The sequence below is a fragment of the Demequina sediminicola genome (genome assembly GCF_000975055.1).
Lineage (GTDB): Bacteria > Actinomycetota > Actinomycetes > Actinomycetales > Demequinaceae > Demequina > Demequina sediminicola.
Map to the genome: position 1 here is coordinate 1 of NZ_BBRB01000002.1, position 24,415 is coordinate 24,415.

Consider the following 24,415-nt stretch of genomic DNA (forward strand, 5'->3'; position numbering starts at 1 on the left):
GACGCCGGGGACATCTTCGCTGACCGCCGGTGACAGTGTCGCCTATGAACTGTCTGGGGTGGACGAGTTTGATAACCCCGTCACCGTAACTGCCGACGACGTCGACTGGACGGTGCCTGAAGGCGCCGCCGTCACTGATGGCACGGTGACGTTCACCAAGGCTGAGGACGCGACGGTCGCGGTGACACTCAGCAGTGACTCTTCGGTCACTGCTTATGCACATGTCACTGTCGCCGCAGGAGACATCGCCTCCCTCACCTTGACTCCAGACTCGTCGTCAGTGACTGCTGGTGACAGTGTTGACTACGCGGTCAATGGCTTTGATGCCTACGATAACCCCATCACTGTGACTGCCGACGACGTCGACTGGACGGTGCCAGACGGTACAACCATCATTAACGGCACGGTGACGTTCCCTACCGCTGGCGCCGCGACCGTGACTGTCACACTGGTAGGTGATGCTTCGGTGATGGCACGTGCCCATATCAACGTCACTGCCATGGATACTGGAAACACCGACACTGTCGCTGATGACTCGGCTGGTGAGGGTGGGTTGCCTGCGACTGGTGGTAGTGCTGGGTTGTTGATCCCCGCGGCATTGTTGATCACTGCTGGTGTGGTGGTTGTAGGCGTGCGGCGTTTGCCCACCGCAACCCGGAGTACCGCTAGACGTTGAGCCGGCATCAGCATCGGCCGTCTATGCCGACGTCACCGGTTCAGTTTGCGGCTGATTGACCAGGCAGAGCCGCGAATTGCGCGCTAGCCTGCAGTTATGGCCGAGTTCCACGTGGAGCAGCGCCAACCGTTGCCAGTGGTGACAGCGACTGTCATGGTGACGTTGGCGAACATTGGTGAGCGCGTCGGGCCGGTCTTCGATGATCTTGAACGCAGCCTCCATGAGGCTGGCCTCGACGATGTGCTCCCCGGTCTATTGCGGTATCACGCGGTTGAACGCGACAGCGAGTTTCGCGTTGATGTGGCGCACGTGGTCCCAGATGGGTTCGTGGCGCCTGCGCCATACGCGAGTGAGGTGCTACCCGGCGGGCTTTTTGCCGTCGCCACCCAGTCCGGGCCTTACGAGTGGATCACGGGCCTGACTCGTGAACTCATGGAGTGGGGCCGTCAGCAGGGCCTCGACTATGCGATGCTTCCAAGCGCTGATGGCGAACCTCCTGGCGCAGGTGAGACGTGGGAGTGCTGGTACGAGGCCTATCTTGAACCTCCCAGCTACGGGGAGCATGGTCCCGAGGGGCCTGTCCAGATTGCACTCAAGCTTCGCTAATCGTGCGCACACCCGGCTAAGTTGGAGGGTATGAGTGCCCACAGTATTGACCTCAACAGCATTGACCTGAACGCCGACTTGGGTGAGGGCTTTGGCCGTTGGACACTCACCGACGATGCTGCCTTGCTTGACGTCGTGACGAGCGCCAATGTGGCGTGTGGGTTTCACGCGGGTGATGCGGTCACGATGCGTCACGTCTGTGAACTCGCGGTGGAGCGGGGCGTGGCGATCGGTGCGCATGTGGCATACAGGGACCTCGCGGGTTTTGGACGTCGGGCAATGGATATGGCTGCTGATGACCTCGCTGCCGATGTGGCCTACCAGATTGGAGCCCTGGAAGCCTTTGCGCGGGCGGCTGGTGGCGAAGTTTCGTACGTGAAGCCCCACGGCGCGCTCTACAACCGGATCGTCGGGGACGCCGAGCAGGCTGCCGCGGTCGTGGCCGGGGTCGCGCTTGCGGGCGCACGGCCCATTCTTGGTCTCCCGGGTTCCGCGGTACTCGACATTGCGCCTTCACAGGGCTGCGCTGCTGTGACTGAGGCATTCGCTGACCGCGCCTACCTCTCAGACGGTTCGCTTGCGCCGCGGTCCCTCCCGGGCGCTGTGTTGCAAGGCGCCGATGCCGTTGCTCAGCGGGCAGTCGACATCGCCACGGGCGTGCCGCTGACGACGCACGACGGTAGTGCCATCACGGTTCGCGCCTCATCGTTGTGTGTGCATGGTGACAGCCCGGATGCAGTCCACACGGCTCGGCTCGTGCGGGAACGGCTCGAGGCCTCCGGAGTCGACGTGAAGCGTTGGTCTGCATGACGGTCACGATGCACCAGGTAGGTGAGCATGCCGTGTTGCTCGACCTTTCGCCACTTGACCATTCCGGGGACGAGTTTGCCGTGGCAACGGAGGGGCGTGCAGTGCCGATGCCAAACCTCGTGGCGAGCTTGTGGGAGCGCCTGATGGCCGCACGTGAGTCTGGGACATTCACGGCGACCGACGTTGTCCCTGCAGCCCGCACCATCCTTGTGGACGGTGTGAGTGCAGACGATGCCCGGAGCATCGGCGCCGTGGTCGACGACTGGGAATCCACGGGATTTGCGCGTGCGGCGATGGGACTCAGCGAAGCCGATGTTCCGGTAATTGAGATTCCTGTCACGTTTGACGGCCCCGATCTTGCGACCGTTGCTGAACTATGGGGCACCAGCACCCACGGTGTTGCCGAAATCATGCGGGACGCCGACCTGCGCGTGGCGTTCTGTGGCTTTGCTCCCGGCTTCGCCTACATGAGCGGTATTGGTGCAGAGCGCGCAGTCCCGCGACGTACTAGCCCACGGTCCCGTGTCCCCGTAGGTGCGGTGGGGCTCGCCGGTGAATACACCGGCATCTACCCACGCAGCAGCCCCGGTGGATGGCAGTTGCTCGGCACCGCCCGGGACGCGACCCTATGGGACATTGCGCGCCCCAACCCCGCACTCTTGGTCCCCGGAACCCGAGTGAGGCTGGTGTCATGATCGAAGTTCTTGACGCCGGCGCACTGTTGACCGTCCAAGACCTAGGCCGTCCCGGGTACGCGCACCTGGGGGTCTCGCGTTCGGGGGCGGCCGACGCGCTCGCGGCGGTGCGCGCCAACACGTTGGTGGGTAATCAGGCCACCGATGCGGTCCTTGAAACGACACTCACGGGCGCGGTACTGAGATTCACCGACGCCGCGACAGTTGCACTCACAGGCACAGCTGGGCCTGCCTTCGTCGGTGACGTCCCCGCCCCGATGAACCGGCCAGTCCGCCTGGGTGCGGGCCAAGTCCTCGAAATCGCGCCACCCGAGCGTGGACTGCGAACCTATGTTGCTGTGCGCGGCGGAATTGACGTGCCTGCCGTGCTCACGTCGCGTTCGACGGACACCCTCTCGGGCATCGGCCCGGCGCCACTGCAGCCAGGTGACCGCCTCTCGATCGGCGAGTCGACACCTGCCAGCGCGACATTGTTCGACGCGGGCGGTACTCCCGTTCCCGAGGTCACCGACCCCGGCACAGTGCTGGCGCTCAAAGCACTCGCGGGCCCACGCGCGGACTGGATCCATGAGGCGCATGCCGTCGCCGATCACACTTACACGGTCACAGCGGAATCGAACCGTGTGGGTATGCGCGTCGACGGTCCCGCGCTGGAATGGGCGCGTACCGAGGAACTCGCCAGTGAAGGAGTGGTGGCGGGGGCCATCCAAGTCCCACCCTCGGGGCTCCCCGTGTTCTTCCTTGCGGACCACCCCACGACAGGTGGGTACCCCGTGATCGGTGTCCTCACCGATGAGGCCGTGGCGCTCGCGGCGCAGTGCGCCCCCGGTCAGCGAGTGCGCATTGACCTGCGAGACGCGTAGCTGGCTGCGCGTCTCGCAGATCGTTACTTGGTGGTGTCCTGTTCGCCGTCGAGGCCTTCGATGGGACGCACGATCTCGTCCGTGGGGTGAGCCTCGTACAGTGGCGCCTCGCTGTCTTCACCTGCGGCGGCATCGGCAGGATCGACCGCCACGACGGGATGCGTTCCCGTAGGCGCGTCGGAGTAGTCCGGCCACGCCCGATGCTGGTGGGCCTTGCGCTTGCGGAGCCGAGCAATCCTGGCCTTCGCACGCTCACCTTGACCGCGCGTCAGGATGGTGCGTGATCCCTCAACGTCGATGTCGGCCACAGTCTCATCGATCTCGTACTCACCAGAGATGCTGTCGCGAACGTGGTCCATGAACTCGGCACGGTTGTTGGCCAGGTAGATCCGGTGTTCGCGCCGGAATGCCTTCACAGTCGACAAACAGATACCGATCATGACGATGGAGAACGGCAGTGCTGTGATGATGGCTGCGGTTTGGAGGGCACTCAATCCGCCCGAGAGCAGCAGTGCAATGGCTACCAGGGCAGTGACGCAGGCCCAGAAGATGCGAATCCAACGTTTGGGGGACTCGTCGCCGCCCGTGGTGATCATCGACAACACCAGCGAACCCGAGTCGGAACTGGTGACGAAGAACACTGCGATCAGGAGGATTGCACCCAAGGTGAGCGCCGTGCCTCCCGGCAGGGTGTCGAGCATCTGGAACAAAGACCCGTTGGCATCGACCTCGCCGTTGGGCCCCACGAGCCCGCCGCCGCTGTACAGCTCCTCGTAGAGCGCCGTTCCGCCCATGACCGCGAACCAGAAGAACGTGATCACTGACGGAACCAGTAGGACGCCCCACACGAACTCGCGCACGGTGCGGCCCTTGGACACGCGGGCAATGAAGACGCCAACGAACGGTGCCCAGGAAATCCACCAGCCCCAGTAGAACGTGGTCCAACTGGCCTGCCACTCTTCACCGGCGGCGCCTTGGAAGGCGGACACATTGAAGCTCAGGCCAATGAAGTTCTGGATGTAACTACCGATGGACTGCACGAACTCGCGCATCAGGAACTCGGTGGGACCCGCAAAAAGAACGAACAGCAGCAGGAACAGCGCGAGCGCGAGGTTGATGTTGGAGAGCCACTTCATTCCTCGCTGAAGACCTGTCACGAGCGAGAAGATCGTGACAATGGTGATGGCGATGATGAGCCACACCTGGGTTTGAGTCGAGGGCTGAGCGATGTTCACTGACTCGAGGCCCGACGAGATCTGCATCACGCCGAGGCCGAGCGAGGTAGCAACACCAAAGAGGGTTCCCACAACGGCAGTGATGTCAATCACGTTGCCCCACCCACCGTGGATGCGCTTGCCCAAGAGAGGTTCGAGTGCGTAGCGGATGGAGACAGGGCGGCCTCGACGGTGGACGGCGTACGCGATGCCGAGTCCCACGACGATGTAGATAGCCCACGCATGGATTCCCCAGTGCAGGAATGTCTGTGACATGGCTGCTTGTGCGAGTTGCTCGGGGGTACCGGACACTCCCGGCCGCGGGTTCGCGTAGTGGGAGAGCGGCTCGGCGACGCCGTAGAAGACCAGGCCGATGCCCATTCCGGCTGCGAACAGCATGGCGAACCAGGAGAACATCGAGAACTGTGGCTTGTCTGAGTCCTTACCCAGCACGATGTTGCCGAAGCGGCTGAAGCCCATGACCAGCGCGAAGCCCACGAATACTGCGGCGATCAGCACGTAGTACCAGCCGAAGGCGTTGACGATCGTGTCCTGGATGGCACCGAAGGCCTTCTCGGCCAGGTCCGGAGCGATCATGGCGAAGGCCACGAAGCTCAAGATGATGGCCGCCGAGGGCCAGAACACCCAGGTAGCGAGAGCGGTGCGCGACATCGGTGTGCGCGTGGCGTCTGCGTGTTCTGCCACGGGAGAGGACTCAGATGCTGACATGGGGCCAAATCTATCGGTTTGCAGGGCATTGCGTGCGGCGGCAGTCCCAGATGGACGAGCATCGTGGGTTCACAAGCGACCCCCGTTGTGGCTATGGTGGGCGAACCACACGACACGGGGTGCCCCATCCGGGGCTGAGATGACACCCGTTGAACCTGATCTAGCTAGAACTAGCGAAGGGATGTCGCGCATGACGCGTACGCCTATTGAACCGTCCGTACCCTCAGCCGAAGTGCTCGAGGAGATCCGTAACCAGACACCTTTGGTGCACAGCATTACGAACACTGTGACCGTGGAACTGGTGGCGAACACCATTCTTGCTGTGGGGGCAACGCCCGCCATGGTGGACATTGAGGGTGAGGCTGGGCCGTTCGCTCGGATTGCCTCTGCCTTGCACATCAACATTGGCACGCCTTCTCCCGAGCAGCGGGTGGCAATGACTGAGGCTGCTCACGCTGCCGTGGACGCCGGGACGCCGTGGGTGCTTGACCCTGTCGCGGTGGGCGTCTTGCCTGTCCGTACTGCGCTGGCACAAAGCCTGGTGGAGTTGCGGCCGTCAATCATTCGCGGCAACGCCTCGGAGATTATTGCGCTCGCGGGCTTGGGCGGTGGTGGTCGCGGTGTGGATGCGGCCGATGCCGTCGATGAGGCTCAGGAGGCGGCGTACTCGCTGGCGGTGCGCACCGGCGGTGCGGTGGCGGTTTCGGGTCCGGTTGACTTGATTGTTGATGCGGAGCGCACCGTACGGATTGCGGGTGGGCACTCGTTGCTGACCCGCATCACTGGTGGCGGGTGTGCGCTGGGTGGGGTGATGGCTGCGTGCGTGGCCGTGCACCGCGACCCGTGGGAAGCTGCTGCTGCCGCAAGCGACATTTACGGTCAGGCCGCGGAAGGTGCCGCCAGCGTCTCGGCGGGCCCGGGGGAGTTCCGGATGCGCTTGCTCGATTCCCTCGCTGCGCTGTGGCCCGCACAGTTGCGGGTGCAGGAGGCGTTGGTATGAGTATTGACTTGTCGATTTACCTCGTCACCGATGTGAGTCAGTCCGCTGGCTGTGGTCGGGACATCGTCACCACTGTCCGTGAAGCCGTCGCGGGCGGCGCTACCGCCGTTCAGATTCGCCACAAGGACGCGGATGCCCGCTCACTCATGGGTCTCACACGGTCCGTCGCGGAGGCCGTTCCCGAGCATGTGGCCGTCATCGTGAACGACAGGGTGGACGTCGCCCACGCCGCGCGTGCCGCGGGGGTCAAAGTCGATGGGGTGCACCTCGGCCAGCGGGATCTCCCCGTCGCCGACGCCCGCCGTATCCTCGGTGACGATGCCATCATTGGCCTCTCTACTTCGACGCCGGATCAAATCCTGGCAGCCGCAGATGTGGACTACCTCGGCATCGGCGCTGTGCGTCCCACCACATCCAAAGTGAACCCGCCTCCACCGCTGGGCATCGAGCGCGCCTGTGAATTGGCGCGCCACTGTGCGGTTCCCGCTGTGGCCATCGGAGGGGTACGCGCGGACGATGTGGCCGAGCTGCGTCGCGGTGGATTCGCAGGCGCAGCGGTTGTCTCGTGGATCTGCGCCTCCCCGGACCCACGCGCCGCTGCCGCGATGCTCTCTCAAGTGTGGGAGGCCGCTGCATGACCGGGGTCACGGGAGGAGCCCCACGCACCATCCCTCGGGTCCTGTCTATTGCCGGAACCGACCCCACCGGAGGTGCTGGCGTCCAGGCCGACCTCAAGTCAATTGCGGCCCACGGCGGCTACGGTATGGCCGCGGTGACTGCGCTCGTGTCCCAGAACACGCGGGGCGTGCGTGACGTTCACGCGCCGCCAGCGCAGTTCCTGGCCTCGCAACTCGACGCTGTCAGCGACGATGTCGAGATCGATGCGGTCAAGATCGGCATGCTGTTCGACGCGGACATCATTGCCGTGGTGAAGGCATGGCTTGAACGCATTCAGCCGCCCGTTGTGGTCCTTGACCCCGTCATGGTGGCGACTAGCGGTGACCGGCTTCTCAACGCGGATGCAGAACAGGCCTTGCGTGGCTTGCTGCCCTTAGCTGACCTCATCACTCCCAACGTTCCCGAACTTGCCGCGCTGATCGAAGAACCCGTCGCTCAGACCTGGGAGACGGTCATGGATCAGGCCTCCCGTCTCGCGTGTGATCTGGGTGTGAGTGTCCTTGCCAAGGGTGGACACCTCTCCGGCGACCTGGTCAGAGATGCGCTGGTGCCGCCGTGTGAACTCGAGCCAATCGAGTTCACGTCACCCCGCATCGACACCGACGCCACCCACGGCACCGGATGCTCACTTTCCTCGGCCATCGCGACGCTCCGAGCCCGTACGGGCCGCTGGGATACGGCGGTCGCCGAGGCGAAGGCGTGGATGACCACGGCCCTGAACGAGGCATCGGCCCTCCACGTCGGGCAGGGACATGGACCCATCTCCCACTTCGCGGAAATGTGGGAGAAGGCCGATGCCGTGGTGGACCCCCGCGACAACGATGCAGCGACCATCGCGCAAGGCTGGTGGGATGCGACTGCGCAGATTCGATTCGAAACCGACGAGCTGGACTTTGTGCGTGAACTCGGGGCCGGAACGCTCGATGCTGAGGCGTTCACCTGGTACGTCGCGCAGGACGCTCTGTACTTGCGCGACTATGGACGGGTGCTTGCAGCGGCCGCGGCCCTCGCTCCGCGTGCACAGGAACAAGCGTTCTGGGCGCGCGGGGCACACGCGGTCATCGCCATCGAGATGGAACTGCACCAGGGGTACTTGCCTCCCGAGAACATCTGGGACGCTGAGCCCTCTTCCGTGACAACTGCCTACACCGATCACCTGCTCGCTGCGGCAGCACGGGGTGACTATGCAGTCCTGTGTGCTGCAGTGCTCCCGTGTTACTGGATCTATCACGATGTCGGGACACGGCTTTCAGCGCAACGCACCCCCGACCACCCGTACGGGGCGTGGCTTGACACCTACGCCGATGAGACGTTCGCGGCCTCCACGCGAGAGGCCATCGAGATCGCCTCGAACGCCGTGCTCCACTCAAGCAGCGCCACCCGCCAAGCGGCAGAACGGGCATTTGTCCTGTCTGCCACACACGAGAGGGACTTCTTCGCAGCACCGCTTGCGCTACGAACCCTCGGAGTCTGAGTCGACTGCAAGGGGCTCGCGGTGGCGGGCAGACGGAGTCACCCACCCCACCACCGCGAGCACCACGACGGTCACCACAATGGCCACCGTCGCATCGAGCTGAGGAAGCCACAGCGCACCCACCGCGAAGAACGCAGCAGACGCCGCGAGCCAGCCCCATGCGCCGCCGGCCACTCGCATCAGTGCGGCACACGTGGCCGCAAACAACGCTGCGCCTAGCGCGATGAAGATCACGGACCCTCCGGACGACTGCTCCTCTTCGAGCGCCACGACGGCCTCTTCAATGCCTGCCGCCACCAGGATGATCCCCATGATCAATGGCAAGTGAAGATACGAGTAGGCATCCCGCGCAAGGTCAGGCTTACGGTCTGGCTCTGCCTGATCTAGGGCGTCTTCGAGGGTGGGGCCAACGGTTGTGAAGTACGGCCACCACAGTGCGATAGCGACCAGCACCCCGAGTAACCCGATACCGAGGAGTTCGGCGCTGATGTCCATCTCCGCGGCAGTGATTCCCACTGCGAGGACGGACTCACCCAACGCCAGGATGACTACAAGATCGAAGCGCTCAGCAAAGTGCTGACCGGAACGCACCTTCCACCCGGGGCCGTGCACGGAGAGCAGCCATGTTGCGCCAATCTCGAGCGCGACGGTTCCGGCCCACCACCACAGACGTTGTTCCGGTGGAGCGAGTGCGCCCACAATCAGCAAGGCGGCGGCTGGTATCCACGCGGCCGTTGAGAGCCATACTTGGCGGCGCAGCCGTGCATCGTCCCTACTGCCGTACAGGTAGACGCCAGTGTGGACGATGCGCACTACGGCATAGAGAGCGGCGAAAGCGACTGGCGCGACGGCGCCACCTTCTGCCGACCAGATCCCCTGAATGGTGAGTGCGATCCCAAAGGTCGCCACCATCGCGACGATGAAGCCTGCGAGCGGTAGGCCGCGATCGGCGCGGATCACGTTGCCGAGCCAGGCCCACGCCACCCACACCCACCACAAGATGGCGAGCATGATGAGGCCCTCGGCGGTGGCCCGTACCGAGTGCTCTTCCGCAATCCACGTAGTGACTTGGATGAACGCAAACACATAGACCAAGTCAAAGAGCAGTTCCATGGTCGTGACACGGTGGTCTTCGTCGGTGCGGTGAGGAGCCATGCTCCAGCGGGGGACGCGCATGTGGTGATTGTCTCCCGGAAGAGGCCATCCAAGCGCGGGCGCGCCGCATGGCATTTACGCAACGTGGGGGTTGCTTATACTGGTGGGGATGACTACCCCGAACCGTCCCCCGCGTCCCACTCGAACAGCGTCCGTCCTACGCACCGAGCGACTCTCGCCAGCCATGGTGCGCATCGTGCTCGGAGGAGAGGCCCTTGCCGACCTCCCCGAACTCACACAGACCGACCACTACGTGAAACTCAAGTTCGGCGACGGTACCCGTACTTACACAGTGCGCTGGTTTAACCGCGAGGCACGCGAGATGGCCATCGACTTCGTCGTTCACGGCGACGAAGGACTGGCAGGCCCATGGGCCGCAGCCGCCGCACCGGGAGACGAGATCAGCTTTCTAGGCCCCGGCGGTGGATGGGCGCCACGCGCCTCAGCGGACGTGCACTTGCTGGTCGGCGACGAATCCGCCTTCCCCGCAGTCGCCGCCGCTCTGGACGCACTGCCGGCAGGAGCCAAAGCCGAGGTGTTCCTCGAGGTGGGATCCGCCGCAGAACGGCAAGAACTCGCCACCACAGATTCCACGAACGTTCACTGGATCCACCGTGACGAGCACGGCATGGGATACGGCGAGGCACTGACCTACGCAGTGCAGAGCGCCACGCTCCCCAAGGGCGACATCGAAGCCTTCGTTCACGGCAATGCCGACATGATCAAGCCGCTTCGCCACCACCTCTTCAACGAATGGGGCGTGCCACGGGAAAACGTCTCCATCTCCGGCTATTGGCGCACCGGACTCAATGAGGACGGCTGGCAGTCGTCCAAGCGCGAGTTTGTGGAGCAAATGGAAGCCGAGCAGGACGCCCGCTAGGTACGCCCTGTGCGCCGCTGACACTGGGGTTGAGGCGGGTGTGATCCCACGAAGATCGGCGGGAACCTGGGTAGTAGCCAGTCCGTTGGCACAGTGTGAATGAACACGCACTGCCCCTGACTGCACCACCCGCGGAACTCGCTCAAGCGCGGCAACTGCGCCGAGACCTTGCGCGGTTGATGATGGAGTATCAATTCGCAGTTGACGAAGTGCTCACCAAGGTCAACATACTTCGCGACGAGTTCATTCACCTGCACCGGTACAACCCCATCGAGCACGTGAGTTCTCGCGTGAAGACCACCACGAGCCTGGTGGCGAAGATGGCGCGCAAGCACACGCCTCCTGAGGCGGATGCCATCCGTGCCCAGATCACCGACATCGCCGGAATCCGTATCACCTGCAGCTTTATCGCGGACACCTACCGTGTGCTCGAGACGCTCGTGAGCCAGGACGACATTCGCGTGATCCAGGTCAAGGACTACATCGCGAACCCCAAGCCCAACGGCTACAAGTCCATTCACGCGATCATCGACATCCCCGTGTTCCTCTCGACGGGTGCAGTGCACGTGCCGGTGGAACTTCAAATCCGCACCATTGCTATGGACTTCTGGGCGTCACTGGAACACAAAATCCACTACAAGTTCGACGGCGAAGTCCCTGACCATCTAGCCGAGAGCCTGTCCGACGCTGCCGTCATCGCCGAGCAGCTGGACCACCGCATGGAGAACCTGCACCGGGAGGTCCACGGGTCTGCGGGCACGCGCGACGACTCAGCGCTTGAAGATGTCGAAGACGCCATGATCACCCAACTGTGGCGTCAGTTGGCTGGGAACGCAGGGCCGCAGCAAGCCTGACGACGCGTCCGAGCAGGGGCGTCGCATGAGAGCAGGGACGGTACGGGCGCTACATTTCCTCGTGAGTGTTGGGGTCACCGTCGAACAGCCGGCCGTCAGGGCGCGTCAGAGTGTTGATTGCGCCCATCTCCGTGCCGGTGAGTTCGAACCCGAACACATCGAGGTTCTCCGCCTGACGGGACGGGGTCGCGGACTTCGGCATCGGAATGTTGCCCAACTGCACCTGCCAACGCAAGATCACCTGAGCCGGAGTGACGCCGTGCGCCTCGGCGGCTGCCGTGACCGGTGCCGCACTGTAGGGCGCCTGGCGCTTGCCCAGGGGGCTCCACGACTGAGTCTGGATTCCGCGCTCGCGGTGGGCGGCGCGCATCTCCTCTTGGTTGAAGTTGGGGTGCAGCTCAATCTGGTTGATGGCGGGGGTGACGCCGGTGTCGTCGATGATGAGGTCGAGGTGCTCCGCCGTGAAGTTTGAGACGCCGATGGTCCGCACCACATCACGCTTCTGCAACTCCACCAGTGCACGCCACGCATCACGGAACTTGTTGGTGATGGGGTTGGGCCAGTGGATGAGCAGCACGTCGATGGTGCCTAGCTGCAGTTTGTCGAATGATTCCTGGGCGGAGTTGATGGCCGCCTTGTAGTCGTGGTGACGTCCGGGCAACTTGGTCTGAATGGTGATGTCCTCGCGGGCGGTGCCGGACTCTTCCAGATACTTGCGAATGCCCTTACCGACTGAGATCTCGTTGCCGTAATTCACGGCCGAGTCGATAAGTCGGTAGCCGGTCTGAAGCGCCGAGTAGACAGCGTCGACCGCCTCGTCGTCCTTCAGTGGGTAGGTCCCGAACCCCAGCGCGGGGATGTCGTGGCCGTCGTTCAGGGTGTGCGTCGGAATGTGAGGAGCCATGAATCCACGCTACGCCTGACGCGGCTGAATGTCAGCCAATCGTGGCTGAGCGCGAGCGAGGGAAATGTCACTCGCCTAGGAGTACAAGAAAGTGGTGGCCCCTCCTCATGCCATCTGAGGAGGGGCCACCACGGGGTTTCGTGAGCAGCACACAGCTCACGAAGGTGGAGGACCCCGATGTCGGGGGGCCGTCGGGGTTCCCCGGGGTTCTTCCCGGTTACTCGGGGAACCGAGCCTGAAGTGCGTCCGCGTCGGACTGCACGGTAGTCGCGTCGATCAGTTCGGAAGCGTTGTCCGTGAGCAGGGTTGTCCAGGTGTCGAGGACCTCATCTGCAAGGCCGGAATCGTAGAGCTGAATCTGGAGTTCATCGGTGGCCTCGTCGTACATCGCCGCGAACTCGTCAACTGCGAGGAAGCGGTCCACCAGGACATTGGATGTTTCCATGCCGCCTGGTTGTCCGCCGGCAGCGTTGCCCGCTTGAGTGCCAGGCGCCTCGCCCGCCGGGAGGTCGGTGCCGTCTGGAAGCTCCCCGCCGTCCGGGACAGCGGTGCCATCTGGCAATTCGCCTGCCGCGGGTGGCATGCCGCCCCCACGCTGCCCGGGACCCTGTCCTGCACCAGCATCGTCTGGCAAGGCCTCACCGTCGAGCGGTGCGCGACCCTGGCCGGCTTGCGCGTCGCCGGCGCCCTCGGGAGTGGCACCGTAGGCGCTGTTGAGGTCCCAGTTGACCACGGTCATCTGCTCGTCCTCGATGTCCCAGTAGAGGTAGGCGTTGTTGCCTGGACCATTGATGTCATCGGCGTTGCCGACCAGGTCTTGGTAGGCGAGGTACGTGGCGAAGGACTCCACGTCCAGCCATTCGGGAAGGTCCTCAGCAAAGGTGGCGTCGTCGGAGTTGTTGATGAAGTCGAGGAACTCGATCAGTGGCTCATAGTTGTCGTCACCGCCCTCTTGGTCGAATGACTCCACGTAGTCATCGGGATCATCGCCTACGTAATCCCAGGTTCCTCCGGACTCGGCCTTCCACATGTAGCCGTCACCGAGTTCGCGTTCCATCCAATCGGTATTGGGGTTCTCCACCACAAGGCGCAGCGTCGAGTCGGAGCCATTGGCGCTAAACGCCGTGGCGATCGCTTCCTCCGCGGCTAATCCTGTGGCGTCGAGCAGGTCGAGTGCCACAGCCTCGTTGAGTGCAGACTCGGAACTGGAGGAGCGGATCACGAACTCTTCTGCGCCATTGTGGTCTTGGCCGTCAACAAACTTGTCGAGGTTGATGATCCAGGGAAGGTCCTCTGGGCTTTCGGCGGCCTCCTCATCGAGTCCACGCAGGCTTGAGTTGCCTTTGAGTTTGAACCCGACGTCCTCGTAGCTTTCGCCATCGATGACGACATCGGCTTCAATCCATTCCTTCTCACCGGTGGTGATGTAGGTCTCGATCATGGCGTCGTAGTCGTCTTCGTCGTAGGTGACGTCGATCTGGTGGACGGCGCGCGAGTCCCACACCTCAGGGGTGTCGCTGTCGAGGGCAATCTCGGTGACGGTTGCGGCAGTGGCAACCTCACCATCGGCGGTGTCGGTCGTCGTGGGCGAGCAAGCGGCAACAAGGCCGAGGCTGGCGACTACGGCGGTGATTTTCCAAGGGAGTGTTCTCATGTATCCATCACAGCGGCCGATGCTGGGGATCTACTGAGAACTAGCGCAGAGTCAGGAGAGACTCCGGACTTGACGCGAGACGCGGCCTATGGCCTGCGGCCGCGAGCGATGGCGTCGCGAAGCGGGGGCACGATCACTCCGGACTCAGCCATGACACGGCGGGTGCGCCGGCGTTGCCACAGAATTCCCGCGACACCCATGCCCCACGGGATGAGGATCGCAGTGAACGCGATGCGGTAATTGTCCAAGGTGTAATCGGACGTGCCCGGGGCGACAATCTGCAACACGCCACCCACGAGCGCGACCGCCAACACCGTTCCAGCAAAACCGCCAATGTTCGCAAAACCGGTTGCTGTGCCGAGTCGCCTTGCGACACCAAACGTGCGCGCAAAGTCCATCCCGACCAGTGCCGTCGGCCCTCCGAACCCGAGCACCACAGTCCAGAGCAGCAGCTGCCACATCGGCCGGGGGGTGGACGGAATCAAAATTGCCGCCCACGCCGCCAGCGCGACCACAGCGAAGGTCAGGATGAGCCAACTGCGCCGTAGCGGGTGGCGGGAGGTCAAAGCGCCGATGATGGGGCCGGCCACCAGGTTCGTGACCACCAGGACGGTGAGAAGGCCCGATGCTTGGACAGCGCTGAGGCCTTGACCCTGGACGAGGAACGGCACGCCCCACAGCAGGGCGACCGTGTTGGCCGAAAACAACCCCGTCCAGTGTGTCCAGAAAGCGAGGCGGACGCCCGGTGGTCGAAGGGCCTCTCGCATGCTGGGTACCGGGATGCCGGTGGTGTCTATGTGCGCGGGCGCGTAAGGAAGTTCGCCAGCGCGGGGCATCCGCACCCAGATGACGGCGAGTGCCGCGGCAACAATGCCCAGCGATGCCAGCACCGTGAACGTAGTGCTCCAGCCAGATTGATGCAGCAGGAACGCGACGGGCACTGCGGATGCGAGCTGCCCCACTTGGCCCAGCACGCCCGTGGTTTGCACCATGACGGGAGCTTGGCGCGGCGGGAACCATTCCGATGCCAACCGGGTGGCCGCAATAAAGATCGGGGCGTCGCCGGCGCCAATGAGGATGCGCGCTGCGAGTGCCCAGCCCAGAGCGTCCGCGTGAGCCATGAGCAGCTGACCGCAGCCCATGATGAGAGAGCCGACAGTGAGCATCGTCTTGGGGCCGATGCGGTCCAGCAGTGTTCCTGCTGGGATCTGTAACGCGGCGTACACACTGATTTGCACCACGGATAGCGATGCCAGACCCAGGGCCTCGACGCCGAATCTGTCGAGCGCTTCCACACCCGCAATGCCCAGCGCAGTGCGTTGAACGACCGCCACGAAGTAGATGAAGGATCCGCACGCAAAGATCACCCACGCGAGCGCAGGGATACGCGCGCGCACTGCAGTGGATGACATGGTGCTCCGCGATGCTCGAGGGATGGCGACGTGTCCGACGCCATCCAATGCTCAGTGTCCGGGACTGCTCAGTTGTGGGTGCTGCTCAGCGACGGGTGCTGCTCAGTGGCGGGGACTGGCCGCTTTCATCCTAAGGGCCGCGCGAGTGCGGTTAGACCTCGGTCATGCCTTCATACAAGCCGATGACGTTGCCATCTGGGTCTGCAAAAACCGCCCACCAACTGGTCGCGGTGATCTCCTCTTTGGGTTTGAGGATGCTTCCACCGTTGGCTTCGACGAGTTCAAGAGTGGCGTCGATGGAGTCCACCTCAACATAGGAGCGCGGCTGGGTGAAGCCCTCGTCGCGGGGAGCGAGTCCGCCGCCACTGATCTTGTTAGGCGCATGCCACATCGGGTAGTCCTCGAAGCCGGGGGGAGCTTCGATATTCCACCCAAACAGCGCGCCGAAAAACGACTGTGCCGCAGCCACATCGGAGACGGGAATGTCGATGTGGGTGATATCGCCGTGAGCCATGGTCTCTCCTGCCCAGAAAATGTGGTGTGAATCTTCAGTGTGTCCGAAATTGTCTGAGTGTGCATGAGGAACGTCATGAGCCCGTCCGCTCCCATGTCAGTGGGGTGCTTTAGGGTCGTTGGTGGATCAAGAAGCGCGACCACACGGCCCTCCGGCCGGTCGCCTGGCAACCGCGCCCCGTTCACGGTGCCCCCGGAGGAAGATCCGCCCGGCGCGCACCCGCGTGGGGAACGACGGAAGAACAGGAATTCCTGATGAATGACAACCCTGATGTGCACGTGGTGGTTGAACACGAGTGCTCCACGATGAACTGGCGGCCCAGCATCCGCACGGTGGTGGGCTTTTTCCAGCCTGGCATGGCGATGGTGCAGTCGCCTTACTCCACTGGACTCCTCTGGCCCCATGTCAAGGACGGCCTAGACGTGGCGATCGGCGACACGGTGTTCGGTCTATGGCGCGACCGACTGTTCGCGGGCATGTTTCCCGGAACGTCGCTCATGTGCACCGACCTTGAGTGCACTGCGAAGGTGGTGCGCGAATACGCCAACGGGCGGCAGTGGGACGACAAGTACGTCATGAATGGTCACATCGCCATCCACCGGGGCTTCGTGTTGCCCGGAACAGCCGGGTGGACCTCTGGCAAGAAAACGGAACCGGAAGGTGAAGCCTAGCGAGCAGTAGGCGCCCTGGCTCGTCAGGCCCGGATGCGTCGGGCGCGCACCCTCGCGGCAATTGTCGCGAGGGTCGCACCCACCATCGCACCGAGCAAAGCGCCAGTGCTGTTCAAGATGATGTCGTCGACATCCGCCACGCGGCCCATCCCGAACTGCAAGAACTCAATCCCACCCGTCAGCACCACACCCGTGCCGGTCGCAATAATGAGGCGCCGCCAGAATCCGCCACCAATGAGACAGGCCACGAGGAAGCCCAGCGGGATGAACATCGCGATGTTGCCCACAAGGTTGTACCAAGCACTTGACCCTGGGTTAGCGAGACCGCGTTCGATCTCTTGGCCAGGGGTGGTGTTGGCATAGTGGCCGCCCGGAACATCGGACGTGCTGGGGATGACCAGCGTCACGATCAAGATGACACCAACCACGCATGCCAGCGCCGCCCAGGCAGCAAACCGGCCGACCTTCCCACCAACAACCGCTAACGCGCACGCCACAGCGAGCACGATGATGCCTGCGACTACCAGGTTCATCACATCGGCGCTTGGCATACGTCAGGTCTCCGGGGGTTGTGGTGGTGGCGGGCGGCGCCACTCTATCCGTTTGCATCTCTCCGTTCACACGACATGCGGTGCTGAAGAAACGCATCGGCCGACACCACGGTTCCCTGCGAGCGGACGCGGACGTACGTGCGGCATCGTCCGTATAGCCGATGCCACGGCTAGGCCACGTATGTGAGGATCGGAAGATGCATACAGAAGTACCCGCGCAACCGACGATCGCCGCCGACTTGATGCTGCTGCTGTTCAATCCTCGCCACGGCACCATCGCTGGCGAAGGATCGTTGCACTACCCGCTCGGGGGTGCGGTGCTTGCGGAACTCGCGTTGGATGACCACGTCGAGATCGAACCCGGCGGCACCTTTACCGCAGGGAAAGTCGCCGCCGTAGGGTCCGGTCCTGCCGATCCACTGTTGCGCGAGGCGTGGGAACACATCGAGAAGAAGCCGCTCAGCGCACAGTCGTTCCTCACCGCTGCAGGTCCAAAGCTCCGTGACCCAGTCTTGGACCGCATCGTCGCGCGAGGGGACATCATCCGCACCGAACGCAAAATCTGGCGGATCTTCCCCAGCACCCGACTCACCGACGGCGGCACAGCACGGCGCCCCGAACTCGTCGCACAGATGGAAAGCGTCCTCGTTCACGGCATAGAGCCAGCGCCACGCACGGCGATTCTGGGAGCACTGCTGTCCGCCTCCGGCCAGTTGCATTCACTCCACCGAGACATCCCATGGTCCGGCAGTGTCGCCAAACGCGGCAAGGAACTGGAAAAGGGCGAATGGGCGGCAGAAGGCGTCAGCAAGGCCGTGAGCTCAGCCGCGATGGCAGTGGCGAGCAGCGTGGTGCTGACGTCCGCCGTAGTAGTGAGCACCACCCACTAGCGCGATTCGTCGACGGCGCGCACAAGCGTGCCTTCATGCGGAAGTGATATGTGCGGGTAGCGTCACCCCTTATGAAGATTTTCCTGATTGTGCTGCTCGTCGCAGCAGTCCTGCTTGGCCTGCTGGGCTTCCTCATCAAGGCACTGCTGTGGCTGGCGTTCATCGGCATCGTCCTGTTTGCCGTGACCGTCGCATACTGGTGGTTCCGGTTCCGTTCGTCCCGTAGCGCAGAGGTCAGCACCGTCCAGGGGTAGGCCCTGCGCTATCCGGCGCACGGCCCGCAGAATGGAGAGGCTCATGTTCCAGGACAACGCACATCGCCAAGAACTCTCACACCTGACCGACGAGCAGTACCGCGTCAGTCAGGAAGGTGGCACCGAGCCCGCCTTCGACAACGATTACTGGGACAACGAGCAGCCCGGCCTCTACGTGGACCTCGTCACAGGCGAGCCTCTGTTCGCGTCAACGGACAAGTACGACTCGGGCACCGGATGGCCCAGTTTCACCAAGCCCATCAGCCGCGATGCAGTGCGAGTCGCGTTCGACAACTCCCACGGCATGGTGCGCCAGGAAGTGCTCTCAGAGAGTTCCGGCAGCCACCTTGGTCACTTGTTCGGGGATGGGCCCACGGAGGCCGGCGGCGAGCGCTACTGCATGAACTCCGCATCGTTGAAGTTCATCGCCGCAGACAACCTCGATGCCTATGGGCTGCAGGAGTATGCGAGCCTCTTTGAGGAGTGAGAGGGCTTTGCCGCGTCGCTAGTGGCTAAATTTTCCTGTTTTGGCACCGCAAAACAGCGAAATGGAGCCATTTGGCGGGGAAAAGGGTGGGCCCCGTGGGGCTCGAACCCACGACCTACGGATTAAAAGTCCGCTGCTCTACCAACTGAGCTAGAGGCCCTCGGCCATCTATCCTACGAGACTCGCGCGGCGCCGAGTGCCGTCAATCCACGCCACGCCATCACAGTGTTGAGTTCGCGTCCGAGTGTCGCCCATCGGAGGCACTTGGCGAGGGCCACGCCTCGCGCGCGGTCCACCAGCCCTGGATCGTCACACCTGGTCGCTGCGACGTACGCGTCGACGGCGTCGGGGATCCCCTCGGCTTCGAGCACGGTGTAGAGGAACCCTAGGTCGACGGCGCGGTCGCAGGCGGCGGCCTTGCCCCAGTCGATGATTCCGCCGAGGCGCCCGCCGCGCTCAAGCACATTGGAGCCGTGGAGGTCGGCATGAGACCAGACCTTCTCGGCAGGCGGTGGCGCGCTGTGTGCCTTGCCCCAGATCTGTTCCACCACGTCCAGGTCGAGTGTCAGCCCACGCGTCCCGGCAGCATCGTTCCTTCTCGCCAGCGTTGCCAACGCATCCTCAACATCGGCGCTACGTTCCGCCATGGTGAGCGACTGTTCCGGGTTGAATGGGGCGTCGGGTGTTTCGGGCCGGTGTATCTGGGCGATTGCGGTGCCGAGTTCGTGGCCAGCCGATGCGGGTAGCGGTTCACGGTCCGTGGTGCGTCCCGGCACCCACGCGACGATGGCCCATGGCCACGGGTAGCTGTGGGCCGGTACTCCCATACGGACGATGCGGGGGTGAGGGAACGCCCAGCCGGCGCCGTGCGTGGCGATGAGTCGTGCCTCGAGTTCGAGTGGGCCGACGGCGGCGGCCACGCGGGGGAGTCGCACCGTGAGGTCGGAGCCCAGGCGGAACACGGCCATGTCCCAGCCGTCGAATCGTTCGCCCAATTCGAGGTGAGCGAAGTCTGGGTGTTGTTCGCGGACCAGGGTTGCCGCCAGGTCGCGTGAGATGGATGCGTGCGCCTCGGGTGGGCCGGAGTCCAGGACTCCGGGGGCCGCTGCGTCGCTCATACTTGCGACGCTATCAGCGCCAGTGCAGCGTCGATGCCCAGCACAGCACCTATTCCCAGCACAGCACCTATTCCCAGCACAGCACCGATGCTCGGGTAACTGAGGTGCGACGGAATTCGGGAGGCTGCGGAATGTTGGGTGTGGGGTCGGGCGTTGACCTAGGTGACTGATTCCTAGGAAGGAGCACGATCATGACTGATCACGAGCACCGCGACCAGGACAAGCCCATCGATGTCGACAACGCCGCGGACCATCGTCCCCCAGAGCCGGGGGACGCAGGCCAGCAGCAGCCGGTGGACGACACCAACCAGAACCCCGATGTGAAGGAACCGAACCCTTCACAGATTCACAAGCAGCAGCGCAGTCAGGGCATGAACCACGCTGACTAAAGCACGCGCCGGCTGAAACAACTGGTACCCCCATCACCAGTCCCCGGATGCAACGACGGAGCCCCGCCGAGCGAGATGCTCGGCGGGGCTCCGTCGTTGTTGTTCAGTTGTTGGCCGCTGGCGGTGGCTGAGTGCTCAAGATCAGCGATGTCGGGCACTGAGGCACCGCCAGCGCTGCACCACCTACGGGGTGACGATGTTGAACCAAAGGTTGAAGTCGTCTAGCAGCTTGGTGAAGGCAACGAAGGATTCCTTGTCGCCATCAATGGTCACGTCGCCTGCGGCGAGTGCTGCGTCGATGGTGGTCTGACCCAGCACGATGCTGTCGAGTACGGACCGTGGGAAGGTGATGGTGGCGTCGAAGCCCTCGTCCTTGCGGCCAGCGGTGTGGTGCAAGACCCCGTTGCCCAGTTCGAGCACGTAGTCTTCGCCAATGTCTGGAAGGTTCAGGTTGAAGACGGCCTGCAGGTCGCCGACCTCGGGGCCACGCAACCGCATGGCGAGGTAGTCGAGGAACATCTCGACCGACATTGCCTGGACCGAGTCGGCTGATGCGGTGACGGTCACGATCTGCTCTTCGACCCCGCGGCGCAGTTCGAGTGCACCGGTGAGGTAGAAGTTGCGCCAGGTGCCGTTCTCGCTCTGGTAGCCCAGCTGCTCGAAGGTGTCTGCGAGCAGTTCCTTGGCTTCCTTGTTGGTGTCGTCTGCGTAGACGACGTCCTTGAGTGCTTGAGCAACCCAGCGGTACTCGCCCTTGTCGAAGTCGACCTTCGCCTTTGCGATGACGGCATCGGCTCCACCCATGTACTCCACCGTCTTGCGGGCGGTCTCGACGGGAGGAAGCGGGTGCAGGTTCGCAGGGTTGGCGTCGAACCATCCCAGGTAGTACACGTAGGTGGACTTGGTGTTGTGCGAGACGGAGCCGTAGTAGTCGCGGTTCGCGAAGCGCTTTGCCGTGTTCTCGGGGAGCGTGATCTGCTCGGCGATCTCTTCTGGTGTGTAGCCGGCGTTGGCGAGGCGAACGGTCTCGTCGTGCGTGTAGCGGTACAGGTCGCGCTGTCCCTTGATCAGGTCAACGATTTCCTCGTTGCCCCAGGTGGGCCAGTGGTGTGAGGCGAACTCGACCTCGGCGTCGCCGAACAGGTCCAGCATTTCGTTGAGGTGCTTGGACCAGATCAGCGAGTCGCGAATCTTTGCGCCACGCAGGGTGTACACGTTGTGGTGCACGTGAGTGAGGATCTCGGCTCCGCAGAGTGCCTTGAAGTCTGGCAGGTAGAAGCACAGTTCAGCAGGTGCCTCGGCGCCAGGTGCGTTCTGGAAGATGATGCGCACGCCGTCGACGTTGAGTTCCTGACCGGTCTCGGTGATGATGTCGGTCGGGGGCAGCAAGGTCACGCGACCTGCGGAGGTCATGGGGCCAAGACCCGCGCCTACGGAGCCCTGTGGGCCGTAACCGACGAGCTCGCCATACATGTACATCTTGCGACGCGACATGGCGTTACCGAGCATCACGTTCTCACTGACGGACTCCTCGAGGAATCCGACGGGAGCGATCACGCGCTGTTCGCCTGCGGCAACCTTGGCGTCGTCAATGACGGCGCGGACGCCACCAAAGTGGTCGATGTGGCTGTGGGTGTGGATGACGGCCACGACGGGGAGGTCCTCGACGTGCTCGCGGATCATCTTGTACTCGAGCTCCATCGGTTCACAGGAGATGGGCGGGTCGACGACGATCCAGCCGTTGTCCGAGCGAATGAAGCTCTGGACGGAGAGGTCGAACCCACGGGCCTGGTAGATGCCGTCAGCGACCTTGTAGATGCCGGCCATGGTGATGAGTTGTGCTTGGCGCCACAACGAGGGGTTGACGGTGTCAGGTGCGTCGCCCTGGAGGAACTTCCAGCGGTCGATGTCCCATACGACCTCGCCCTTGTCGTTCTTGATTTGCCCGGTGGCTTCGGCGACGAGGCCCTTGTTGGCGTTGTCGAAGTCGGTGGTGTCATCGAAGGGGAGCTGATCAAGCACGGCCTTGTTGGCGGCGATCGTGGCTTCGGTGGCTGGCTTTGAGTAGTTCATGGTGTTGCTCCTTGTCGCGATAAAGATGTGTGTATGGGTGTGGGCTGATGCCCGAGTTGTGGCGCGCTCCGTGCGCGTCGCGAGGAGGTACTGCTTTGACCTTAGGGGGGTGTGGAAGGCGCCGCGACTCGAGAGAGTGAAGGTTGCATTACAGGCTTCCTCTCTCTTCGAGTAGTGCGGTGACGATGGTGAGGTCCTTGTTCAGCTGACGAGTGTCAATGTGTGCTGCCCGAGGGTCCTCAAAGACCGTTGCGAGGCGCTGTTCGAGGTCTGCTGTCGCGACGCTGACGAGGCGTCGTGCCTCATCTGTCAGTGACAACATGACCCGGCGGGCGTGTGCGGGGTCGGTCCCGGTTTCCAGCCAACCCAAATCCACCAGGGATGCCACGCGCTTGCTGACGGCGGCCTTGGAGACCACCATCTTGTGTGCGAGACGGGTGATGTCGCATGGCTCAATTTCTGAGCAGTTGGCGAGGAAGACAAACTGGCTGAGCGTCACGCTGTATTCCTTGGCTAGGAATGACTCCATCGCCGAGTCCAGGGCCGTAGTGGCCTCGTGGAGCGAGTAGCTGAGCTTGTCTGACATGTCTTTATGTTAACTCGTTAACACTAGCCTTGTCAACTAGTTAACAAACATGCCGTGTTTTGCCTGGTGACGCACGGAGCGCTGGACCTCCGCGAGGTCCAGCGCTCCTGGCATGTCAGTCACCGGGTGAGCCGGCGAGAGCCGGATCGTACTTACGCGGGAACACGCTCCTCGCGAGCCACCGGCGTGAGGCGAGAATCGGCCCGGCCCTGCTTTGCGGCGCGCTCGAGTGCCGCCTCAATCTTGCCTGGCGTGCTTGTCCTCACCGCAGGAACGCGCGTCACGCCCACGGTCTTGATGCCCACGAACCACATCGTCGCGGTCTTGAGGGTCTTGATTGCGGCGTCACCGTAGGCCATGCGGTTCCAACTCAGCGTGGAGTCCATTGTCATCACGATGCGACCGGTGCGGCCCTTGAGGCGCTTGTGCCAGCCCTTGCCCTTATTGCGATAGTTAAAGGCGAAGCCCGAGATGATCACGCGATCCAGCCATGCCTTGAGCGCTGCAGGATAGGTGCCCCACCACTGAGGGAACAAGAAGACGACGTGGTCCGCGGCCCGCACGCGACCGATGTAGTCCTCAACCTCGGGACTCAAGGGTGGCGCTGATTCGCCCGAAGGCATCGCGAGCTCGTGGAACTGCGTGGGGTGTGCAGGGATGGGGTCCGTGGCGAGGTCGATGATGTCGACTGTCGCGCCTGCTTCCCGCGCACTCTCTGCATAGCGGTGGGCCAAGGCATGGTTGAGGGAGTCCGGCAGCGGGTGGCCGATCACCACAAGAATCCGGGGGTGCGTCATGAGGGGTTTCCGTTCTTTCTGAGAAGGCCGACGAGGGTGTTGAGTTGGTCATTCAAGAGGGCCAGGTCAATGCCGGCCTCGCGAGACTGAGTCACGAGTCGCGCAAGGTTCTGGTCGAGGGTGCGACCAGCCTCGGTCACCATGGCGTGAGCCTTCTCGGTGAGTTCGAGGACAACCCGACGGCCGGGTCCAGGTGGGCTCGTGGCGGTCAGCCATCCTGCGTCCACCAGTGCGGGGACGCGCTTGCTCACGGCGGCTTTGGTGATGCCGAGGCAGTGGGCGAGCCCGGTCATGTCCGTGGGCTCGACGTCCGCACAGGTGGCGAGGAACACGAACTGGCTTCCGGTGATGCCGTACTCCTCGCGCATGAGGACGTCTGCAGCGTTGTCGAGCTCCCAGACGAGCTCGTGCAACGTGAAGGTGATCTTGTCTGACATGCTTGAAGTAAACCAGTTGACTTCGCCTAAGTCAACCCGTTGAC

27 protein-coding genes, 1 tRNA gene and 2 riboswitches are annotated in these 24,415 nt (G+C 63.3%); of the genes, 15 read left to right on the forward strand and 13 right to left on the reverse strand.

Annotation, left to right across the window (positions count from 1 at the left end; all coding sequences use genetic code 11):
• The 5 genes from AOP79_RS11780 to AOP79_RS04895 form a co-directional block, all read left to right on the forward strand.
• Positions 1 to 676, forward strand: a 676-nt coding sequence (locus AOP79_RS11780; protein ID WP_201774435.1) for a hypothetical protein, incomplete at its 5' end; no start/stop codon positions are given.
• Positions 677 to 772: 96 nt separating this feature from the next.
• Positions 773 to 1,282, forward strand: coding sequence for a GyrI-like domain-containing protein (locus tag AOP79_RS04880; protein ID WP_062071093.1), 510 nt, complete (start codon positions 773 to 775; stop codon positions 1,280 to 1,282).
• Between the two features lie 30 nt (positions 1,283 to 1,312).
• Positions 1,313 to 2,092, forward strand: coding sequence for a LamB/YcsF family protein (locus AOP79_RS04885; protein ID WP_062071095.1), 780 nt, complete (start codon positions 1,313 to 1,315; stop codon positions 2,090 to 2,092).
• Complete coding sequence (locus AOP79_RS04890) at positions 2,089 to 2,787, forward strand: 5-oxoprolinase subunit B family protein (protein ID WP_062071097.1); 699 nt, start codon at positions 2,089 to 2,091, stop codon at positions 2,785 to 2,787. Before AOP79_RS04885 ends, AOP79_RS04890 begins: the two co-directional genes overlap by 4 nt.
• On the forward strand, positions 2,784 to 3,650 hold the full coding sequence (locus AOP79_RS04895; protein WP_062071098.1) for a 5-oxoprolinase subunit C family protein: 867 nt from the start codon (positions 2,784 to 2,786) through the stop codon (positions 3,648 to 3,650). Before AOP79_RS04890 ends, AOP79_RS04895 begins: the two co-directional genes overlap by 4 nt.
• 23 nt (positions 3,651 to 3,673) lie before the next feature.
• On the opposite strand, the gene AOP79_RS04900 is transcribed toward AOP79_RS04895, so the two are convergent.
• Complete coding sequence (locus tag AOP79_RS04900) at positions 3,674 to 5,593, reverse strand: BCCT family transporter (RefSeq protein WP_062071100.1); 1,920 nt, start codon at positions 5,591 to 5,593, stop codon at positions 3,674 to 3,676.
• A gap of 105 nt (positions 5,594 to 5,698) precedes the next feature.
• Positions 5,699 to 5,792, forward strand: a riboswitch (TPP riboswitch).
• Between AOP79_RS04900 and thiM the strand changes: the two genes are divergently transcribed.
• From thiM to AOP79_RS04915, 3 genes are all read left to right on the forward strand, one after another.
• Positions 5,784 to 6,593, forward strand: a complete 810-nt coding sequence (thiM, locus tag AOP79_RS04905; RefSeq protein ID WP_062071926.1) for a hydroxyethylthiazole kinase — start codon at positions 5,784 to 5,786, stop codon at positions 6,591 to 6,593. (Overlaps the previous riboswitch by 9 nt.)
• Positions 6,590 to 7,231, forward strand: a complete 642-nt coding sequence (thiE, locus tag AOP79_RS04910; RefSeq protein WP_062071102.1) for a thiamine phosphate synthase — start codon at positions 6,590 to 6,592, stop codon at positions 7,229 to 7,231. Before thiM ends, thiE begins: the two co-directional genes overlap by 4 nt.
• Positions 7,228 to 8,745: a bifunctional hydroxymethylpyrimidine kinase/phosphomethylpyrimidine kinase gene (locus tag AOP79_RS04915; RefSeq protein WP_062071104.1), complete on the forward strand. Its 1,518-nt coding sequence runs from the start codon at positions 7,228 to 7,230 to the stop codon at positions 8,743 to 8,745. The genes thiE and AOP79_RS04915 overlap by 4 nt, the downstream gene beginning before the upstream one ends.
• Here AOP79_RS04915 and AOP79_RS04920 read toward each other — a convergent pair.
• Positions 8,725 to 9,921: a low temperature requirement protein A gene (locus AOP79_RS04920; protein WP_161794223.1), complete on the reverse strand. Its 1,197-nt coding sequence runs from the start codon at positions 9,919 to 9,921 to the stop codon at positions 8,725 to 8,727. The two genes, AOP79_RS04915 and AOP79_RS04920, sit on opposite strands and share 21 nt — an antisense overlap.
• 88 nt (positions 9,922 to 10,009) lie before the next feature.
• Between AOP79_RS04920 and AOP79_RS04925 the strand changes: the two genes are divergently transcribed.
• Complete coding sequence (locus AOP79_RS04925) at positions 10,010 to 10,780, forward strand: siderophore-interacting protein (RefSeq protein WP_062071108.1); 771 nt, start codon at positions 10,010 to 10,012, stop codon at positions 10,778 to 10,780.
• 95 nt (positions 10,781 to 10,875) lie between these two features.
• Complete coding sequence (locus AOP79_RS04930) at positions 10,876 to 11,634, forward strand: GTP pyrophosphokinase (protein WP_062071109.1); 759 nt, start codon at positions 10,876 to 10,878, stop codon at positions 11,632 to 11,634.
• A gap of 49 nt (positions 11,635 to 11,683) precedes the next feature.
• Here the strand turns inward: AOP79_RS04930 and AOP79_RS04935 are convergent, their stop codons facing one another.
• The 4 genes from AOP79_RS04935 to AOP79_RS04950 all read right to left on the reverse strand — a co-directional run bounded on the left by AOP79_RS04935 (position 11,684) and on the right by AOP79_RS04950 (position 16,118).
• Positions 11,684 to 12,538: an aldo/keto reductase gene (locus AOP79_RS04935; protein WP_062071111.1), complete on the reverse strand. Its 855-nt coding sequence runs from the start codon at positions 12,536 to 12,538 to the stop codon at positions 11,684 to 11,686.
• Positions 12,539 to 12,755: 217 nt separating this feature from the next.
• Positions 12,756 to 14,192, reverse strand: a complete 1,437-nt coding sequence (locus AOP79_RS04940; protein WP_062071113.1) for a CotH kinase family protein — start codon at positions 14,190 to 14,192, stop codon at positions 12,756 to 12,758.
• Between the two features lie 86 nt (positions 14,193 to 14,278).
• A complete protein-coding gene (locus tag AOP79_RS04945; protein ID WP_062071115.1) occupies positions 14,279 to 15,604 on the reverse strand; it encodes an MFS transporter in 1,326 nt (441 codons plus the stop codon).
• A gap of 151 nt (positions 15,605 to 15,755) precedes the next feature.
• Positions 15,756 to 16,118, reverse strand: a complete 363-nt coding sequence (locus AOP79_RS04950) for a VOC family protein (protein ID WP_062071117.1) — start codon at positions 16,116 to 16,118, stop codon at positions 15,756 to 15,758.
• 124 nt (positions 16,119 to 16,242) lie between these two features.
• Positions 16,243 to 16,358, forward strand: a riboswitch (SAM riboswitch).
• Positions 16,359 to 16,372: 14 nt separating this feature from the next.
• On the opposite strand from AOP79_RS04950, the gene AOP79_RS04955 reads away from it, so the two are divergent.
• A complete protein-coding gene (locus AOP79_RS04955) occupies positions 16,373 to 16,789 on the forward strand; it encodes a hypothetical protein (RefSeq protein ID WP_062071120.1) in 417 nt (138 codons plus the stop codon).
• Positions 16,790 to 16,812: 23 nt separating this feature from the next.
• Here the strand turns inward: AOP79_RS04955 and AOP79_RS04960 are convergent, their stop codons facing one another.
• Complete coding sequence (locus tag AOP79_RS04960) at positions 16,813 to 17,340, reverse strand: VanZ family protein (RefSeq protein WP_062071122.1); 528 nt, start codon at positions 17,338 to 17,340, stop codon at positions 16,813 to 16,815.
• 197 nt (positions 17,341 to 17,537) lie between these two features.
• On the opposite strand from AOP79_RS04960, the gene AOP79_RS04965 reads away from it, so the two are divergent.
• The 3 genes from AOP79_RS04965 (at position 17,538) to msrB (ending at position 18,971) form a co-directional block, all read left to right on the forward strand.
• Positions 17,538 to 18,230: a GOLPH3/VPS74 family protein gene (locus AOP79_RS04965; protein WP_062071124.1), complete on the forward strand. Its 693-nt coding sequence runs from the start codon at positions 17,538 to 17,540 to the stop codon at positions 18,228 to 18,230.
• Positions 18,231 to 18,301: 71 nt separating this feature from the next.
• A complete protein-coding gene (locus tag AOP79_RS04970; RefSeq protein ID WP_062071126.1) occupies positions 18,302 to 18,484 on the forward strand; it encodes a hypothetical protein in 183 nt (60 codons plus the stop codon).
• 43 nt (positions 18,485 to 18,527) lie between these two features.
• The gene (gene msrB / locus AOP79_RS04975) at positions 18,528 to 18,971 is read left to right on the forward strand and encodes a peptide-methionine (R)-S-oxide reductase MsrB (protein ID WP_062071128.1); all 444 of its coding nucleotides are present in this window, start codon (positions 18,528 to 18,530) and stop codon (positions 18,969 to 18,971) included.
• Positions 18,972 to 19,058: 87 nt separating this feature from the next.
• Here the strand turns inward: msrB and AOP79_RS04980 are convergent.
• Both AOP79_RS04980 and AOP79_RS04985 read right to left on the reverse strand, forming a co-directional pair.
• A tRNA-Lys gene (locus AOP79_RS04980) sits at positions 19,059 to 19,131 on the reverse strand.
• Positions 19,132 to 19,144: 13 nt separating this feature from the next.
• Complete coding sequence (locus AOP79_RS04985) at positions 19,145 to 20,089, reverse strand: phosphotransferase (protein WP_062071130.1); 945 nt, start codon at positions 20,087 to 20,089, stop codon at positions 19,145 to 19,147.
• 191 nt (positions 20,090 to 20,280) lie between these two features.
• Here AOP79_RS04985 and AOP79_RS04990 point away from each other — a divergent pair, with 191 nt between their 5' ends.
• Positions 20,281 to 20,478, forward strand: a complete 198-nt coding sequence (locus tag AOP79_RS04990) for a hypothetical protein (protein ID WP_062071133.1) — start codon at positions 20,281 to 20,283, stop codon at positions 20,476 to 20,478.
• Positions 20,479 to 20,661: 183 nt separating this feature from the next.
• On the opposite strand, the gene AOP79_RS04995 is transcribed toward AOP79_RS04990, so the two are convergent.
• The 4 genes from AOP79_RS04995 to AOP79_RS05010 form a co-directional block, all read right to left on the reverse strand.
• Entirely contained in the window at positions 20,662 to 22,551 is a 1,890-nt protein-coding gene (locus AOP79_RS04995) for an alkyl/aryl-sulfatase (protein ID WP_152648016.1), read from the reverse strand.
• Positions 22,552 to 22,699: 148 nt separating this feature from the next.
• The gene (locus AOP79_RS05000) at positions 22,700 to 23,137 is read right to left on the reverse strand and encodes a MarR family winged helix-turn-helix transcriptional regulator (RefSeq protein WP_062071135.1); all 438 of its coding nucleotides are present in this window, start codon (positions 23,135 to 23,137) and stop codon (positions 22,700 to 22,702) included.
• 152 nt (positions 23,138 to 23,289) lie between these two features.
• Positions 23,290 to 23,934 (reverse strand): NAD(P)H-dependent oxidoreductase, encoded by a 645-nt coding sequence (locus AOP79_RS05005; RefSeq protein WP_062071137.1) that lies wholly within the window; start codon positions 23,932 to 23,934, stop codon positions 23,290 to 23,292.
• Positions 23,931 to 24,371 carry a MarR family winged helix-turn-helix transcriptional regulator gene (locus tag AOP79_RS05010; RefSeq protein ID WP_062071139.1) on the reverse strand — a complete coding sequence of 147 codons (441 nt, stop codon included), beginning with the start codon at positions 24,369 to 24,371 and terminating at the stop codon, positions 23,931 to 23,933. The genes AOP79_RS05005 and AOP79_RS05010 overlap by 4 nt, the downstream gene beginning before the upstream one ends.
• Positions 24,372 to 24,415 lie beyond the last annotated feature (44 nt).

Bases quoted from the DNA above. Each gene is read 5' to 3' on its own strand.
- AOP79_RS04895 (WP_062071098.1), top strand. From the start codon at position 2,784: ATGATCGAAGTTCTTGACGCCGGCGCACTGTTGACCGTCCAAGACCTA.
- AOP79_RS04950 (WP_062071117.1), bottom strand. From the start codon at position 16,118: ATGGCTCACGGCGATATCACCCACATCGACATTCCCGTCTCCGATGTG.
- AOP79_RS04965 (WP_062071124.1), top strand. From the start codon at position 17,538: ATGCATACAGAAGTACCCGCGCAACCGACGATCGCCGCCGACTTGATG.
- AOP79_RS04920 (WP_161794223.1), bottom strand. From the start codon at position 9,921: ATGCGCGTCCCCCGCTGGAGCATGGCTCCTCACCGCACCGACGAAGAC.
- AOP79_RS04960 (WP_062071122.1), bottom strand. From the start codon at position 17,340: ATGCCAAGCGCCGATGTGATGAACCTGGTAGTCGCAGGCATCATCGTG.
- AOP79_RS04985 (WP_062071130.1), bottom strand. From the start codon at position 20,089: ATGAGCGACGCAGCGGCCCCCGGAGTCCTGGACTCCGGCCCACCCGAG.
- thiM (WP_062071926.1), top strand. From the start codon at position 5,784: ATGACGCGTACGCCTATTGAACCGTCCGTACCCTCAGCCGAAGTGCTC.
- AOP79_RS04935 (WP_062071111.1), bottom strand. From the start codon at position 12,538: ATGGCTCCTCACATTCCGACGCACACCCTGAACGACGGCCACGACATC.
- AOP79_RS04925 (WP_062071108.1), top strand. From the start codon at position 10,010: ATGACTACCCCGAACCGTCCCCCGCGTCCCACTCGAACAGCGTCCGTC.
- AOP79_RS05005 (WP_062071137.1), bottom strand. From the start codon at position 23,934: ATGACGCACCCCCGGATTCTTGTGGTGATCGGCCACCCGCTGCCGGAC.
- AOP79_RS04945 (WP_062071115.1), bottom strand. From the start codon at position 15,604: ATGTCATCCACTGCAGTGCGCGCGCGTATCCCTGCGCTCGCGTGGGTG.
- AOP79_RS04890 (WP_062071097.1), top strand. From the start codon at position 2,089: ATGACGGTCACGATGCACCAGGTAGGTGAGCATGCCGTGTTGCTCGAC.
- AOP79_RS04955 (WP_062071120.1), top strand. From the start codon at position 16,373: ATGAATGACAACCCTGATGTGCACGTGGTGGTTGAACACGAGTGCTCC.
- AOP79_RS05010 (WP_062071139.1), bottom strand. From the start codon at position 24,371: ATGTCAGACAAGATCACCTTCACGTTGCACGAGCTCGTCTGGGAGCTC.
- AOP79_RS04880 (WP_062071093.1), top strand. From the start codon at position 773: ATGGCCGAGTTCCACGTGGAGCAGCGCCAACCGTTGCCAGTGGTGACA.
- AOP79_RS04995 (WP_152648016.1), bottom strand. From the start codon at position 22,551: ATGAACTACTCAAAGCCAGCCACCGAAGCCACGATCGCCGCCAACAAG.
- AOP79_RS05000 (WP_062071135.1), bottom strand. From the start codon at position 23,137: ATGTCAGACAAGCTCAGCTACTCGCTCCACGAGGCCACTACGGCCCTG.
- AOP79_RS04885 (WP_062071095.1), top strand. From the start codon at position 1,313: ATGAGTGCCCACAGTATTGACCTCAACAGCATTGACCTGAACGCCGAC.
- AOP79_RS04970 (WP_062071126.1), top strand. From the start codon at position 18,302: ATGAAGATTTTCCTGATTGTGCTGCTCGTCGCAGCAGTCCTGCTTGGC.
- AOP79_RS04990 (WP_062071133.1), top strand. From the start codon at position 20,281: ATGACTGATCACGAGCACCGCGACCAGGACAAGCCCATCGATGTCGAC.
- thiE (WP_062071102.1), top strand. From the start codon at position 6,590: ATGAGTATTGACTTGTCGATTTACCTCGTCACCGATGTGAGTCAGTCC.
- AOP79_RS04940 (WP_062071113.1), bottom strand. From the start codon at position 14,192: ATGAGAACACTCCCTTGGAAAATCACCGCCGTAGTCGCCAGCCTCGGC.
- AOP79_RS04915 (WP_062071104.1), top strand. From the start codon at position 7,228: ATGACCGGGGTCACGGGAGGAGCCCCACGCACCATCCCTCGGGTCCTG.
- msrB (WP_062071128.1), top strand. From the start codon at position 18,528: ATGTTCCAGGACAACGCACATCGCCAAGAACTCTCACACCTGACCGAC.
- AOP79_RS04900 (WP_062071100.1), bottom strand. From the start codon at position 5,593: ATGTCAGCATCTGAGTCCTCTCCCGTGGCAGAACACGCAGACGCCACG.